This window comes from Niallia taxi, from assembly GCF_004005475.1.
Lineage (GTDB): Bacteria > Bacillota > Bacilli > Bacillales > Cytobacillaceae > Niallia > Niallia taxi.
Window position 1 is genome coordinate 1 of sequence record NZ_RZTZ01000002.1, and the last position, 15366, is coordinate 15366.

General features: G+C 39.4%; 10 protein-coding genes and 18 tRNA genes. 26 read left to right on the forward strand and 2 right to left on the reverse strand.

The features are described from left to right. Nucleotides 1-34 precede the first annotated feature (34 nt). The 18 genes from EM808_RS04850 (at nt 35) to EM808_RS04935 (ending at nt 1704) form a co-directional block, all read left to right on the forward strand. Nucleotides 35-119 (forward strand) — tRNA-Leu (locus tag EM808_RS04850). A 16-nt stretch (nt 120-135) separates the two neighbouring features. Then, nucleotides 136-210: transfer RNA gene (locus EM808_RS04855), tRNA-Gly, on the forward strand. A gap of 14 nt (nt 211-224) precedes the next feature. Then, nucleotides 225-313 (forward strand) — tRNA-Leu (locus EM808_RS04860). Between the two features lie 19 nt (nt 314-332). Then, nucleotides 333-409: transfer RNA gene (locus EM808_RS04865), tRNA-Arg, on the forward strand. Nucleotides 410-415: 6 nt separating this feature from the next. Further along, nucleotides 416-492, forward strand: a tRNA-Pro gene (locus EM808_RS04870). A gap of 15 nt (nt 493-507) precedes the next feature. Next, nucleotides 508-583, forward strand: a tRNA-Ala gene (locus EM808_RS04875). Nucleotides 584-611: 28 nt separating this feature from the next. Beyond that, a tRNA-Met gene (locus EM808_RS04880) sits at nt 612-688 on the forward strand. Nucleotides 689-708: 20 nt separating this feature from the next. Beyond that, a tRNA-Ile gene (locus tag EM808_RS04885) sits at nt 709-785 on the forward strand. A 9-nt stretch (nt 786-794) separates the two neighbouring features. Continuing rightward, nucleotides 795-887 (forward strand) — tRNA-Ser (locus tag EM808_RS04890). Nucleotides 888-908: 21 nt separating this feature from the next. After that, a tRNA-Met gene (locus tag EM808_RS04895) sits at nt 909-982 on the forward strand. A gap of 4 nt (nt 983-986) precedes the next feature. Then, nucleotides 987-1063: transfer RNA gene (locus EM808_RS04900), tRNA-Asp, on the forward strand. 21 nt (nt 1064-1084) lie between these two features. Beyond that, nucleotides 1085-1160, forward strand: a tRNA-Phe gene (locus EM808_RS04905). Between the two features lie 34 nt (nt 1161-1194). Further along, nucleotides 1195-1270 (forward strand) — tRNA-His (locus EM808_RS04910). Nucleotides 1271-1290: 20 nt separating this feature from the next. Then, a tRNA-Gly gene (locus tag EM808_RS04915) sits at nt 1291-1364 on the forward strand. Nucleotides 1365-1370: 6 nt separating this feature from the next. Beyond that, a tRNA-Ile gene (locus EM808_RS04920) sits at nt 1371-1447 on the forward strand. 8 nt (nt 1448-1455) lie between these two features. Continuing rightward, nucleotides 1456-1530, forward strand: a tRNA-Asn gene (locus EM808_RS04925). A gap of 8 nt (nt 1531-1538) precedes the next feature. After that, nucleotides 1539-1629 (forward strand) — tRNA-Ser (locus EM808_RS04930). Between the two features lie 3 nt (nt 1630-1632). Further along, a tRNA-Glu gene (locus EM808_RS04935) sits at nt 1633-1704 on the forward strand. A gap of 141 nt (nt 1705-1845) precedes the next feature. On the opposite strand, the gene EM808_RS04940 is transcribed toward EM808_RS04935, so the two are convergent. After that, the gene (locus tag EM808_RS04940; RefSeq protein ID WP_127736756.1) at nt 1846-2058 is read right to left on the reverse strand and encodes a hypothetical protein; all 213 of its coding nucleotides are present in this window, start codon (nt 2056-2058) and stop codon (nt 1846-1848) included. A 310-nt stretch (nt 2059-2368) separates the two neighbouring features. Between EM808_RS04940 and glgB the strand changes: the two genes are divergently transcribed. Genes glgB through EM808_RS04965 form a run of 5 tightly spaced genes read left to right on the forward strand, consistent with a single transcriptional unit; the run spans nt 2369 to nt 10301 of the window. Continuing rightward, on the forward strand, nt 2369-4309 hold the full coding sequence (gene glgB / locus EM808_RS04945) for a 1,4-alpha-glucan branching protein GlgB (RefSeq protein ID WP_127736759.1): 1941 nt from the start codon (nt 2369-2371) through the stop codon (nt 4307-4309). After that, nucleotides 4257-5402: a glucose-1-phosphate adenylyltransferase gene (locus EM808_RS04950; RefSeq protein ID WP_127736762.1), complete on the forward strand. Its 1146-nt coding sequence runs from the start codon at nt 4257-4259 to the stop codon at nt 5400-5402. Before glgB ends, EM808_RS04950 begins: the two co-directional genes overlap by 53 nt. 27 nt (nt 5403-5429) lie before the next feature. After that, on the forward strand, nt 5430-6458 hold the full coding sequence (locus EM808_RS04955; protein WP_127736765.1) for a GlgC family sugar phosphate nucleotidyltransferase: 1029 nt from the start codon (nt 5430-5432) through the stop codon (nt 6456-6458). Continuing rightward, nucleotides 6455-7906: a glycogen synthase GlgA gene (gene glgA / locus EM808_RS04960; protein ID WP_127736768.1), complete on the forward strand. Its 1452-nt coding sequence runs from the start codon at nt 6455-6457 to the stop codon at nt 7904-7906. Before EM808_RS04955 ends, glgA begins: the two co-directional genes overlap by 4 nt. Beyond that, the gene (locus EM808_RS04965) at nt 7896-10301 is read left to right on the forward strand and encodes a glycogen/starch/alpha-glucan phosphorylase (RefSeq protein ID WP_127736771.1); all 2406 of its coding nucleotides are present in this window, start codon (nt 7896-7898) and stop codon (nt 10299-10301) included. The genes glgA and EM808_RS04965 overlap by 11 nt, the downstream gene beginning before the upstream one ends. A gap of 50 nt (nt 10302-10351) precedes the next feature. Here EM808_RS04965 and EM808_RS04970 read toward each other — a convergent pair whose 3' ends face one another. Then, a complete protein-coding gene (locus EM808_RS04970) occupies nt 10352-11092 on the reverse strand; it encodes a TraR/DksA C4-type zinc finger protein (RefSeq protein ID WP_127736774.1) in 741 nt (246 codons plus the stop codon). 333 nt (nt 11093-11425) lie between these two features. On the opposite strand from EM808_RS04970, the gene EM808_RS04975 reads away from it, so the two are divergent. From EM808_RS04975 to menH, 3 genes are read left to right on the forward strand one after another with little or no spacing between them, the layout of a single operon-like run. Then, nucleotides 11426-12802 (forward strand): isochorismate synthase, encoded by a 1377-nt coding sequence (locus EM808_RS04975; RefSeq protein ID WP_127736777.1) that lies wholly within the window; start codon nt 11426-11428, stop codon nt 12800-12802. Further along, nucleotides 12799-14538 carry a 2-succinyl-5-enolpyruvyl-6-hydroxy-3-cyclohexene-1-carboxylic-acid synthase gene (menD, locus tag EM808_RS04980; RefSeq protein WP_127736779.1) on the forward strand — a complete coding sequence of 580 codons (1740 nt, stop codon included), beginning with the start codon at nt 12799-12801 and terminating at the stop codon, nt 14536-14538. The genes EM808_RS04975 and menD overlap by 4 nt, the downstream gene beginning before the upstream one ends. After that, a complete protein-coding gene (gene menH, locus EM808_RS04985) occupies nt 14535-15347 on the forward strand; it encodes a 2-succinyl-6-hydroxy-2,4-cyclohexadiene-1-carboxylate synthase (protein ID WP_127736783.1) in 813 nt (270 codons plus the stop codon). The genes menD and menH overlap by 4 nt, the downstream gene beginning before the upstream one ends. Nucleotides 15348-15366: the final 19 nt, after the last annotated feature.

Sequence of the window (15366 nt, forward strand, 5' to 3'; positions counted from 1 at the left end):
TCGCAGGTTCGAATCCTGCATGACTCACCATAATGCGGGTGTGGCGGAATTGGCAGACGCACTAGACTTAGGATCTAGCGCCGCAAGGCGTGGGGGTTCGACTCCCTTCACCCGCACCATTTAATTTGATATCGAGCGGAAGTAGTTCAGTGGTAGAACATCACCTTGCCAAGGTGGGGGTCGCGGGTTCGAATCCCGTCTTCCGCTCCAAATATGAAAACAATGCCGGGGTGGCGGAACTGGCAGACGCACAGGACTTAAAATCCTGCGGTAGGTGACTACCGTACCGGTTCGATTCCGGTCCTCGGCACCATTGTTTTTTAAAGAAATTAGCGCCCGTAGCTCAATTGGATAGAGCGTCTGACTACGGATCAGAAGGTTATGGGTTCGACTCCTTTCGGGCGCGCCATATATACGGGAAGTAGCTCAGCTTGGTAGAGCACTTGGTTTGGGACCAAGGGGTCGCAGGTTCGAATCCTGTCTTCCCGACCATGAAACACTTATATTGGGGCCTTAGCTCAGCTGGGAGAGCGCCTGCCTTGCACGCAGGAGGTCAGCGGTTCGATCCCGCTAGGCTCCACCAATTATTTGTTAATATCTATTTGAATAATGGCGGCGTAGCTCAGCTGGCTAGAGCGTACGGTTCATACCCGTGAGGTCGGGGGTTCGATCCCCTCTGCCGCTACCATATTCTTTTGGAACTTGTTTGGACCTTTAGCTCAGTTGGTTAGAGCAGACGGCTCATAACCGTCCGGTCGTAGGTTCGAGTCCTACAAGGTCCACCATGATATCGAGGAGGAATACCCAAGTCCGGCTGAAGGGATCGGTCTTGAAAACCGACAGGCGGGTCAAACCGCGCAGGGGTTCGAATCCCCTTTCCTCCTCCATTTTAAATAAAGTTTTATCGTCGCGGGGTGGAGCAGTCTGGTAGCTCGTCGGGCTCATAACCCGAAGGTCGCAGGTTCAAATCCTGTCCCCGCAATAATGGTCCGGTAGTTCAGCTGGTTAGAATGCCTGCCTGTCACGCAGGAGGTCGCGGGTTCGAGTCCCGTCCGGACCGCCATTATAATTTAAAAAATATTAAGGCTCAGTAGCTCAGTCGGTAGAGCAAAGGACTGAAAATCCTTGTGTCGGCGGTTCGATTCCGTCCTGAGCCACCATTAATGCCATCGGCGTTAATAAAAAACATCCATGGCGGTTGTGGCGAAGTGGTTAACGCATCGGATTGTGGCTCCGACATTCGTGGGTTCGATTCCCATCAGTCGCCCCATATTTTAATAATTTAATAACGCGGGTGTAGTTTAATGGTAAAACCTCAGCCTTCCAAGCTGATGTCGTGAGTTCGATTCTCATCACCCGCTCCATTATATGGGCCTATAGCTCAGCTGGTTAGAGCGCACGCCTGATAAGCGTGAGGTCGATGGTTCGAGTCCATTTAGGCCCACCATATATTGTTCCGCAGTAGCTCAGTGGTAGAGCACTCGGCTGTTAACCGAGCGGTCGTAGGTTCGAATCCTACCTGCGGAGCCATTTTTTTTGGGGAAGTACTCAAGAGGCTGAAGAGGCGCCCCTGCTAAGGGTGTAGGTCGCGTAAGCGGCGCGAGGGTTCAAATCCCTCCTTCTCCGCCATTCGGCCCATTGGTCAAGCGGTTAAGACACCGCCCTTTCACGGCGGTAACACGGGTTCGAATCCCGTATGGGTCATACAAAAAATAGAAAGAGCTGTTGGTTAAGTTGCCAACAGCTCTTTCTATTGCTTTCTTTTATTTTCACCTGTGGATAACTTAAAATACTAGACTTTAATCATTTATAGTCTAGTTATATTAGTAAGGTAGGGCAAGCTATTTAGAACTTGCCCTTTTTTATGTCCTCTTCTAATTTATCTCTGTCCGTCATTAATTTTTGACCAGGATTATTTAAGTCGAAATCAGAGAACATACCTGTGTTTGGACCCCTAAAAATATCGGTAGCTAGAATTTTTTTGTCCGGTGCATCAAAGTATGGATTTGGATCTTTCTGGTTTTGTTCCAATAGATATTCTTCTTCACTTTTACTCATTAGGAAATCCCTCCTTCTTTCTTACCTTTATATCCTTTCTAAAATGAACATAAACTATGTTATAAAAAACATCAGCGTTTTTTGCATGACTAAACATAAAAAGTTATTTAATGTCATAAAATTTTAAAAAAACAGAAAAGGGTTTATAACAACACTAATAGAATATTACATTTAATTGAACTATTTTATTCTTAAGCAAATTATTTTCCCGTAGGAGTGATGTAGTTTTAAAACTAGCAAAAAAGGGAAAATGGTTTGTACAAATTATTATTTTTACAGTCGAATTAAATCAATAGTCAAAGAAAGTAGGATGATTGTGGAGACAGTATTCCCAACTGAATTTCAGCAGCATTTATTTCATGAAGGTAATCTATTTGAAAGCTATCATTTGTTTGGATCTCATGTAAAGGAAGAAAACGGTAGATTATGCACTGTTTTCTGTGTGTGGGCACCGAATGCTCAGACAGTCCGACTAGTAGGAGATTTTAACAATTGGAACGGTGAGGGATTTGACCTTCAAAAAATAAATAAAGAAGGAATATGGCTAATAAGTATTTCTGAGGATCTTACTGGTGCTATATACAAATATGAAATTACCGGTCAAGATGGCAGGAAACAGCTCAAAGCTGATCCATATGCCTTTTATTCGGAAGTAAGGCCAAATACAGCTTCGATCGTTTATTCATTGGAGGGTTACGCTTGGAATGATGCAAAATGGATTCAAAAAAAGAAAAGAAAACAATTTTTGAAAGAGCCTGTATCCATTTATGAAGTACATTTAGGTTCTTGGAAACTAAAAGAGGACGGCTCGCTGTATACTTACAGAGAATTAGCAATGGAGCTTATTCCTTATGTATTGGATCTTGGCTTTACTCATATAGAGATATTGCCGATCGTGGAGCATCCGTTAGATATCTCTTGGGGTTACCAAGGAACTGGCTATTATTCTGCAACAAGCAGGTTTGGAGAGCCAAAGGATTTTATGTATTTTGTGGATCAATGTCATCAAAATGGTCTTGGAGTAATCTTGGACTGGGCACCAGGTCATTTTTGCAAGGATGCTCATGGTTTATATCAATTTGATGGCTCGAGTCAATTTGACTATCCAAATGCTACGGACAGAGAAAATATTGTATGGGGAACAGCTAACTTTGACCTGGGAAGAATGGAAGTGCACAGCTTTTTAATATCGAATGCAATTTTCTGGATGGATTATTTTCATATTGATGGGTTTAGAGTAGATGCCGTTTCTAAAATCATTTACTGGCCGAATTCTACTGATAATACAGTGAACCCATATGGAATTGATTTTTTACAAAAGCTAAACACAACAGTAAGCCAATATGACCCTACTGTTTTGATGTTTGCAGAGGATTCCAGTGATTTGCCTCAAGTAACAGCACCTGTCCATTATGGAGGCATAGGCTTCCATTATAAATGGAATATGGGATGGATGAATGACCTGCTTTCCTATATGGAAACAGAATCATCTCAAAGAAGGCATGAACATAATAAAATTACTTTTTCATTGCATTACGCCTTTTCAGAAAATTTTGTGCTCCCATTATCCCATGATGAGGTTGTTCACGGCAAAAAATCTCTTCTAGATAAAATGCCAGGTGATTACTGGCAAAAGTTTGCACAGTTTAGACTTCTTATTGGATATATGATGACACATCCAGGAAAGAAGCTATTATTTATGGGGGCAGAGCTTGCCCAGTTTTCTGAATGGAAGGATAAAGAGCAGCTTGATTGGATGTTAATGGATTATGACATGCACCAAAAGGCAAATGTCTTTTTTAAAGAAGCATTAAAACTGTATAAACGCTCTAAACCTCTATATGAATTGGATCATCTCCAGGAAGGGTATGAATGGATTGATGCCAATAACCACGAACAATCGATTTTCTCCTTTATCAGGCAAGGAGAAAAGGAAGAAGATTTCCTAATAGTAATCTGCAACTTTACTTATCATACGTATGAAGAATATCTAATCGGCGTACCGAAGGCCGGAAGCTATCGAGAAATATTAAACAGCGATGATGAACGGTTCGGCGGAGCCAATTATATAAACAAAAAAATTATAAAGGCCAAAGAGAACTCGTTCCATGGGAGGCCATATTCCATTCCAGTGACGATTCCAGCTTATAGCATCATTATCTTACGGCCAGTCCAACATCGGAAGGGGAGAAAAGAGAATGGGAAAGAAACGGTGCGTCGCAATGCTATTAGCGGGAGGAAAGGGAAGTAGACTTTATTCTTTGACAACAAATCTGGCTAAGCCAGCCATTCCATTTGGTGGCAAATATCGAATCATTGATTTTACTTTGAGCAATTGCTCTAATTCAGGAATTGAAACCGTTGGTGTGCTGACTCAATATCAGCCCCTTGTCCTGAATTCTTATATAGGGATAGGCAGTGCATGGGATTTAGATAGGGTAAATGGAGGCGTCACCGTATTACCTCCATACAGTGAATCTTCAGAAGTGAAATGGTATACAGGAACTGCAAGTGCTATTTACCAAAACCAAAATTATCTTTCTCAGTATGATCCTGAATATGTGCTTATTCTTTCTGGTGATCATATTTATAAAATGAATTATGAATCAATGCTAGACTATCATATTCAAAAACAAGCAGATGCCTCTATTTCTGTTATTGAAGTTCCGTGGCATGAAGCTAGTAGATTCGGTATTATGAACACGAATGATCAAATGGATATTATTGAATTTGAAGAGAAGCCAAAAAAGCCAAAAAACAATCTCGCATCAATGGGCATCTACATATTTAAATGGAAAGTGTTAAAGGAATTGCTGGAAGAAGACGATGAAAACGGCAATTCTACCCATGACTTTGGAAAAGATATCATCCCAATGCTTATTGAAAAGCAAAGAAAGGTTGTCGCTTACCCATTCAAGGGCTATTGGAAGGATGTTGGTACAGTACAAAGTTTATGGGAGGCTAATATGGACTTATTGGATGATTCAAGTGAATTGAACATCTCAGACTATAACTGGAGAATATACACAGTTAATCCTAATCATCCACCCCAATATATTTCGAGTGATGCAATTGTGAAAGAGTCTTTAATAAACGAAGGCTGCACGATTAATGGAAATATTGAAAAGTCAATCGTGTTTCAAGGAGTAAACGTGGGTACAGGCTCGATTGTCCGAAGTTCTGTCATAATGCCTGATGCTCGGATTGGCGAAAATACTTATATTGAAAAGGCTATTGTTCCATCTGAGATTGAGATACCTGATGGAATGGTCATTAAGCCAAGAGACGGTAATGATGATGTTGTACTAGTAACAGAAGAAATGGTTAATGCATTTGTATCCTGACAAACAGAGAATAGGGAGGGGTTTTCAGTGTTAAAAACAATGCTAGGGGTAATTGATGCAACAACATATCATCATGATTTAGAAGAATTGATTTCGCACAGGACGCTTGCTGCCTTGCCGATAGGCGGAAGATACAGGCTCATCGACTTCGTCCTTTCTAATATGGTGAATTCCGGGATAGGAAGTGTAGCAATTTTTCCTAAGTACCAATACAGATCCTTAATGGATCATCTTGGTTCAGGGAAGAATTGGGATTTGGATAGAAAAAGAGATGGATTGTTTTTCTTTCCGGCTTCTATTACGGATGGAGATAGCGAAGGGATAGGTTCTTTCAATCAATTTGCCGCAAATATGGATTATTTCTACCGCAGCAAACAAGAATATGCTTTAGTAGCAAATTGCTTCACCGTTTTTAACATGGACTTTAACCCCGTCCTTATTCGGCATTTGACATCAGGATGTGATATAACAGAAATCACGAATAACGGTGCTTCATTGGAAGTCTACCTTATCAAAAAGTCATTATTAATAGACTTAATTTTGACACGAGATATCACTGGTTATACATGCATGAAGGACGTTATGCTTGATCATAATCATGAATACAAAATATGCCATTATGAATACAATGGCTATGCAGAAAAAATATCTTCTATTTCTAACTATTTTGAAGTAAGCAGGGACATATTGAATGCAGAAACATGGAAACAGCTATTTATTAAGGAGCGGCCAATTTTTACGAAGGTAAAGGATGAACCACCGACTCGTTATACAAGCACAGGAGAAGTAAAAAACTCCATGATTGCAAATGGCTGCATTATTGAAGGAGACATTGAAAACAGTATCATTTCAAGAGCTGTTAAAATTGGCAAAGGATCTCGCCTCAAAAATTGCATTATTATGCAAAAATGCTCTATAGGTGATAATTGTGTATTAGAAAATGTAATTTTAGATAAAGATGTTACGGTAGGAAATGACACGGTAATGACTGGAAGTAAAAATACACCATTTGTCGTTAGAAAAGGGACAGTGCAGGGAGCGTTGATGAATTCGTGAAAGTAATGTTTGCAGTATCAGAATGTGTACCATTTATTAAATCAGGAGGACTAGCAGATGTAGCTGGTTCTCTTCCGAAAGAGCTTGTGAAGCAAGGAACAGAGGTTACTGTCATCATGCCAAAATACAAAGATATTCCTGAGAAGTATTTAGGCGATTTGGAGAAGGTGATGGACTTCCGTGTACAGGTTGGCTGGAGAAACCAGTATTGCGGCATTGAAAAATTGCAGCAGGATGGCATTACTTTTTATTTTATTGATAATGAGTACTACTTTAATAGACAGGGTTTATACGGTTATTTTGATGATGGAGAAAGGTTTTCTTTCTTTAACAGAGCAGTGCTGGAAAGCCTTTCTTATTTATCTTACTACCCAGATATTATTCACTGTCATGATTGGCATACTGCCATGATTCCATTTATGCTGAATGTAGACTATAAGTGGAGAAGGGAATATAGTCAAATCAAGACAGTATTCACTATACATAATCTTCAATTCCAAGGAATTATGCCAAGAGGGGCTCTTGGCGATTTGCTTAATATAAATGACGATCATTTTACGACAGATCAGTTAGAGTTTTATGGGAACGTTAATTTCATGAAAGCAGCATTGGTTGCTTCTGACAAGGTAACGACTGTTAGCCCAACATATATGAATGAAATACAAACAGATTATTACGGGGAGAAGCTTAATCAGCTTCTGGAGTTAAGGCAAAGCGACTTAACTGGAATCATCAATGGGATAGACGAGGAAGTATATAATCCTGCAACAGATGATGTCATTATTCAAAAATACTCGAATACAAATATTAATGGAAAGGTCGCAAATAAACTTCATATCCAAAAGATGTTTGGGTTAAAGGAAGATGAATCTATTCCGGTCATTTCCATGATAACAAGGCTGACAAGTCAAAAAGGACTTGAGCTAGTCCGCCATGTCTTCCATGAAATTATGGAGGAGGATGTGCAGTTTCTTGTGCTAGGCACAGGTGATCCTGAATTCGAAAATTTCTTTAGAGAAATGGAGTTCAAATATCCCGATAAGTGCAAAGCGTATATTGGTTTTGATGAAAACTTGGCACATAAATTATATGCAGGAGCAGATCTTTTCCTGATGCCTTCCAAGTTTGAACCATGCGGGCTTGGCCAGTTAATTGCATTGCAATACGGGAATATCCCTATTGTCAGAGAGACTGGGGGATTAAATGACACAGTGTTTTCATACAATGAATCTACGAATAGCGGAAATGGTTTTAGTTTCACTAATTTCAATGCTCACGACATGCTCTATACTATCCGAAGAGCGTTACAAATCTATCAAGATAAAGACGTATGGAGCACTATTGTTAAGAATGCAATGACAATGGATAATAGCTGGGCACAGTCAGCATTTAAATATAACCAATTATATGCTGAGCTTATCTCAAGGAGTGAAACACATGTTTTCTAACAAGGAAAATTTTAAAACCTACTTTTTACAAAAGCTTGAGATGACTTACGGCAAACCGTTTGAAGATTGCACTAACAGCGATCACTTCCAAACATTAGGACATATGATCAGGGAGTATGTAAGCGGAGATTGGATTAATACAAATGAACTTTACCGAAGAAACAAAGGAAAACAAGTGTATTATTTATCAATAGAATTTTTATTGGGAAGATTACTGCACCATAATTTAATTAACCTAGGAATTGATAAGGTAGTAGAGGAAGGGTTTGCAGATTTAGGAATAGACCTTTCTGATATTGAAGAGATTGAATGTGATGCAGGTCTTGGCAATGGAGGACTTGGAAGACTTGCGGCTTGTTTCCTTGATTCATTGGCTACTTTAAATCTCCCAGGTCATGGTTTTGGAATCCGTTATAAGCATGGCTTATTTGAACAGAAAATTGTTGACGGATATCAGCTAGAACTGCCGGAGCAATGGTTAAGGCACGGGCAAGTGTGGGAAGTACGTAAGGAGGACTTAGCTGTTGATATTTCCTTCTGGGGGCATGTAGATTCCTATGACAAAGATGGCAAGTTACAGTTTCGGCATTTGAATGCTGAAACTGTAACTGCTGTTCCTCATGATATACCTGTAATCGGATATAACAGCAGTACGGTTAACACGCTCAGATTGTGGAATGCGGAGCCTGCCTCTCTCCTTGCAAAGGATGTAGCGGACATCATGAAATACAAAAGGGAAACAGAAGCAATCTCAGAATTCCTGTACCCGGATGATGCACATGATGAAGGAAAAATATTACGTTTAAAACAGCAGTATTTTTTAGTTTCTTCAAGCCTTCAGTCCATTATAAAGGACTATAAGCAGCAATATAAAGACATAAAGGATTTCCATGAGCATGTCAGCATTCATGTGAATGATACACATCCCGTTTTAGCAATCCCTGAGCTTATGAGAATCTTAATTGATAAAGAAGGATTAAGCTGGAATGATGCTTGGACCATAACAACAGGTGCAATATCTTATACAAATCATACAACCTTGTCTGAGGCATTAGAGAAATGGCCGATTTCGATTTTTCAGCCGTTATTGCCAAGGATTTATATGATTATAAATGAGATAAATGAACGCTTTTGCCAACAGCTGTGGGATATATATCCAGGTGATTTTAACCGAATTGAAAATATGGCGATCATTGCACATGGCATGGTTAAGATGGCTCATCTAGCATTAGTAGGGAGCCATAGTGTAAATGGTGTAGCAGAAATCCATACAGAGATTTTGAAAAAGCGAGAAATGGCAGAGTTTTATCAAATTTTCCCAGAGAAATTTAATAACAAGACAAATGGAATTACACATAGACGCTGGCTGATAAAGTCAAATCCAAAGCTTACAAGTCTTATTAGCAATACAATCGGGACAGAGTGGATTGAGACACCTTCAAATCTCGAAAAGCTATTAGCTTATAAGCAAGATTCATCGTTCCTTGAACAGCTTTCCACAGTTAAACAGGAAAATAAACAAAAGCTAGCGACTATCATCAAGGACAGTAATGGTATCATTGTTGATCCTCATTCTATCTTCGATATCCAAGTAAAGAGGCTGCATGCATACAAGCGGCAATTGTTGAATGTCCTGCATATCATACACCTATATAACCGCCTTAAAGAAAATCCATCCTTACCTATAACTCCTAGGACATTTGTTTTTGGAGCCAAGGCATCGCCTGGTTACTATTATGCAAAAAAGATTATTAAGCTGATTAATGCTGTAGCGGAAAAAATTAATCAAGATAAAACGATTGAAGATAAATTAAAAGTAGTATTTTTGGAGAATTACCGTGTTTCTCTTGCAGAGCACATTTTCCCGGCAGCAGATGTAAGTGAACAGATTTCAACGGCAAGTAAAGAGGCCTCTGGAACAGGCAATATGAAGTTTATGATAAATGGTGCATTGACTGTTGGAACTCTAGATGGAGCTAATATTGAGATGCGAGATTTAGTCGGAGATGAAAATATTTTCATATTCGGCATGAATCCAGACCAAGTGCTTGAATTGTATAAAAATGGTGGATATAAATCAGCCGAATATTATCATCATGATAAACGAATTCATCAAGTTATCGATCAATTGAAAAATGGCTTCTTTTCGACAAATATTAATGAATTTGAACCGATTGTTGATTCGTTGCTGACAGAAAATGATCAGTATTTCCTGCTGAAGGATTTCCATTCTTATGCAAGTGTTCAGGAGGCTGTCGACAAAGCTTATCAGGACAAACAAAAATGGCTTGAAAAGTGTACTGTCAATATTGCAAAAGCTGGTCATTTCTCCAGTGACCGTACGATTAAGGAATATGCAGAGGAAATATGGAATATTAAAGGGTTAGTACATTAAGAGAAACGCACTGATGCGATTGTCAGACTTTCGTCAGACAATCGCTGTTTTTATTTTTTGTTATCATCGTCTGTATAGCTGTCTCTATTTTTGTAAGGAATGTCGCCAAATGGAGCATCAACGTCTGAATCTTCAAGCGTATTTTCATATTCCTTCTCTTTATCTGTACGATAAATCCCTTTTTCTTGTACGGTTGCATCGTTTGCAGAAAAAGATTCATATTCCTCTGGGAATCCGTCATTTGGATTATTATCAGTATATAGACTATTGTAATCTTTATAATCTCCTCTTAAATCGGAAGGTGTTTCAGACGTACCATAGTTGGCAACCTCTTGAAAACTATCTTCATAGTCTCGGATTTCTGCATTATCGCTATGTGTAAAAACATTGCCGTGAGCAGGCTCCAGTATCTCTTCTTCTACAGGACGGTCTTGGTCATTTTCGCGATCGCTGTATTCCTTCAAAGTAGTAGCAGTCGGAATGGCTTCTAATCTTTCATAAGGAATTTCTTTTCCCGAAACCTTACAGACTCCATAGCTTCCGTCTTCTATTGCTTGAAGCGCAGCATTAATCTTGTCCAATTCGGCTTGGTCATGCTCTTCTAACGCTAGATCTCTTCCTCGTTCGAATAACTCTGTGCCCAAATCAGCAGGATGATTATCGTAGGTCGATAATTCACCGACAGAATCTTGCATCGTTTCTTCTTCTTTGCTATTTAATCTATTAGTCAATTGCTCTTTTTGTTCCTCTAATTGCTTTTGCAATGTGGATATTTGTTCTTTTGTAAGCATTTTAGTCACATCCTTTAAATAGTCGAGTGTAAAAAGCATCTATTGTCCATACTGTACAGTTCCCGCCTATCTCCTACTTAAAACATGGAGTGATAAGTAAAAATACCAATTTCCGTAAACACTAAGAGACATTAGCAGAAATCCAATTTACGAAATAGGGATTAGGACAATATGGGACTAGATCATTGACATAACACGAAATAGAGGTGTATCTTAAAATAAGTTAAATTGAACATTTGTGAGCATATGAACGAAATATTATCGCAGTTCAGTTCAAGATCACGCAATGCGAAAAGATTGCATAGCAGATCTTATAGGGGGATTTACAAGGTAATGAAAGAAAGTAAAGGACTTCTGTTAGAAGGCAGTGAATTAAATACTTCCACTTCTATTTTAAGAAGTAAGGTGATAAAGCTGGAGCAAAAACAAGATTTTTTAACAATTTTTGCCCAGAATGATCAATATAAAGGAAAACGATTTTTTTGGAAAAGTCCTGATGGAGCCTCGGTGTTTGCCGGCATTGGGATTTGTAAAATGCTTCAATCTAATGGAATGGAGCAGATATATGAAGAGGTAGAAAAGGAATGGCAAGAGCTTCTCGATGGCAGTGAAATTAATAACCCATTCCAGACGGCAGGCGTCGGTCCCATGTTATTTGGCGGCTTCTCCTTTGATCCTAAAAAGACAAGAACAAATCTTTGGGATAATTTTAAAGATGCCCATTTCTATTTGCCTGCTATCATGTTCAGTGAAATAGATGGAGAGCAGTACGTTACAGTCAATCAATATGGAGATAGGAACGATTTGGTAGAAGTTATCCAAGCATGTTTCGAGAAGCTTGAAAAAAACGAAGATACATCTACAGTTAATACCCACTCTAATAAATTGTTGGACAGTAAAGAAATCAATGGCGACCAGTGGAAAAGGATGGTGTCAGAGGTTGTCCAGGACCTAGGACAATCCTTAAAAAAGGTTGTATTGGCAAGAGAAAGCAGATTAGTTTTTGAACAAGATATTACGACAGAAGCTGTCCTGGAAAATTTGTTGAACAGGCAAAAAAATAGCTATGTATTTGCATTAGAATCAGGTAAAGATTGTTTTATCGGAGCTTCACCAGAAAGACTTGTCAAAAAAGCAGGAAAACAAGTCTTTTCCGTATGCTTGGCCGGGTCTATTGCTCGGGGAATGAATGAAGAAGACGATGAGTCTTTAGGACAGGAACTAATGAATGATCCGAAAAACAGAGTGGAGCATGATTATGTCGTACAAATGATAAGATCTGCAATGGAAAAGGTGTGCAGCACATTTGAGATTCCGGATGAGCCGCGTCTTTTGAAAATGAGGGATATTCAGCACTTATATACTCCCGTTACAGGAACGTTGCTTAAATCAGCCTCTGTCTTATCTCTAATCGAATTATTGCATCCTACACCTGCATTAGGAGGATACCCGCAAGCACTGGCAATAGAAAAAATTCGCGAGGCTGAAATGTTAGACAGAGGTCTATACGGGGCACCAATTGGCTGGCTTGATTACCGAGGCAATGGGGAATTTGCTGTGAGCATTCGTTCAGCCCTTATTCAAAAAAACGAAGCCTCATTGTTTGCAGGCTGTGGTGTCGTTAAAGATTCAGATGCAGAAATGGAATTTAAGGAAACGGCAATTAAATTCAAGCCGATGCTTTCTGCGCTAGGAGGTCAATTAGGATGAACCATCAAGAAAACTTAACCGCTTATTTACAATCATTCGTAAATGAGCTAGTTCGAAACGGGATAAAAAATGCTGTTATAAGTCCCGGTTCTCGTTCAACACCGATTGCTTTGTTAATGGCTGAGCATAGTCAAATGAATGTACATGTTCATGTAGACGAGCGCTCTGCCGCCTTTTTTGCTTTAGGTATGGCAAAGGCTCTTAAGGAACCGACTGTGTTAGTGTGCACTTCAGGTACTGCTGCAGCCAATTATTTTCCTGCTATTGTCGAGGCAAAGATTTCGAGAATTCCACTGATTGTCCTGACAGCGGACAGACCCCATGAATTAAGGGATGTAGGTGCACCACAAGCGATTGACCAGGTAAACCTTTATGGAAACCAGGTGAAATGGTTTATGGAAATGTCTCCGCCTGATGCAGCTCCTGAAATGCTTCGTTATGTAAAAACAGTTAGTTCAAGAGCAGTTGCATCAGCCATGAAGGAACCAAAAGGGCCAGTGCATTTAAATATGCCGTTTCGTGAACCGCTGATTCCTGATTTTGATCATATAGAAAAGTATGAGAACGAAAGCCGCCATGTGGAAATTATTAATGGAACTTTAACTGTGGCAGATGAATATATAAAAGGACTTGCCCAAAGGCTAGAAGGTATGCGTAAAGGAATTATTGTTTGCGGTGAAATAGACAACGAGAATTTTTCTGCAGCGATTTTGGATTTGGCAAAAGAGCTCAATTTTCCGATACTAGCAGATCCTCTATCACAGCTTCGTTCTATTGACGATCCGGACAATCTGATTGTCGATACATATGATGTGTTTTTACGGAACGATGCTGTAAAGCAAGCATTAGCTCCTGAGGTTATCATTCGTTTTGGGAGCATGCCTGTAAGTAAACCTCTTACTTTATATATGAAGCAATCGGAAGCCCTGCAAATAGTTGTTGACGGTGGTGCTGGTTTTCGCGATCCTAATCAGCTGACTGCTGAAATGGTTTATTGTGATGAAACATTATTTTGTAGGAAGCTTGCGGAATATGCCAAGAAAAACAAGCACAATGATGGGAAGCTATGGAAGGACATCAATGAAAAAACAAAACAAGCACTCAGTCAGGTAGCAAATATAAGTGAATTAAGTGAAGCGAAATTATTTCACTTATTAGCTGAGCTGCTACCTGATAATTCGGTGTTATTTGTCGGCAACAGTATGCCTATTCGTGATTTAGATACTTTTTTTCATAAACAAAGGAAAAACATTTCTATTTATGCGAACAGAGGAGCAAATGGCATTGATGGAACAGTGTCAACAGCTCTTGGGGTTGGTGCGGCAAAACAACAACCATTATATTTAGTACTTGGAGATTTGACGTTCTTCCATGATATGAATGGTCTTATCGCAGCAAAACAATATAATGTGCCAATTACGATTATTCTTATTAACAATAATGGTGGAGGAATTTTCTCCTTTTTACCGCAAGCCCAGCATCCTAAGCATTTCGAATTATTGTTTGGCACACCATTAGATATTCATTTTGAACATATCATCAGGATGTATGGCGGGAAATACCATGCTGTCGAGGATTGGGATCATCTTAAGTCTTTATGTGCTTCAGGTGAAGAGTTTGGCATTAGATTATTCGAAATAAAGACAAATAGAGATGAAAACTTAAAAGAACATCGTCAAATCATGACGAATGTTTCCCAGGAAATACAACATTTTTTGAGAGATGACAAAAAATGAATATAGTGGTCGATCATATTTCTTACCATGTCGAAGTTTACGGTACAGGACCTCCGCTTATGCTGTTACATGGCTTTACTGGAGACTCAAGTACGTGGGCACCTTTTATTCCGATTTTGGCAAAAGACCGGCAGATTATTGTCATGGATATAATTGGACATGGCAAAACTGCCTCACCTGCAGAGAAGCAGCATTATCATATAGAACACGCAGCATATGTCATGAAAAAAGTGCTGGAATCGTTGAAAATAAACTCCGTTGATCTTATAGGATACTCAATGGGTGGGCGGCTTGCGCTTTCATTTGCAATTATATATCCTGATATGGTATCGAATTTGATACTGGAGAGTGCGAGCCCTGGTTTTAAAACGGAAGAGGAAAGAAAAGAAAGACGCATACAGGATAAGCAATTAGGAGATTATATTTTAACGAGTGGTCTTCTTAAATTTGTGAATAGATGGGAAAATATCCCGCTGTTTGCCACACAGTCCCGTTTAAGTTCGGCTGTTAAGGAACAAATAAGAAGCCAAAGACTTTCAAATAATGCAATTGGACTTGCTAATAGTTTGGAGCAGATGGGAACAGGCTCTCAAGTTTCCTGGTGGGACAGGCTTGAGACACTTAAATGCCGGACATTGCTGATAACTGGAGATCTAGATAAAAAGTTCTGTCAGCTGGCAGCAGAGATGCAAGAAAAGGGTAATTGTATGGAATGGATTAATGTAAAGGATGCTGGCCATGCAATTCATGTGGAGAAACCGAAAATTTTTGGTACAATAGTAAGTGAGTTTTTGTCGAATAGCAGTTGAACAAGAGATTAAATTCGGC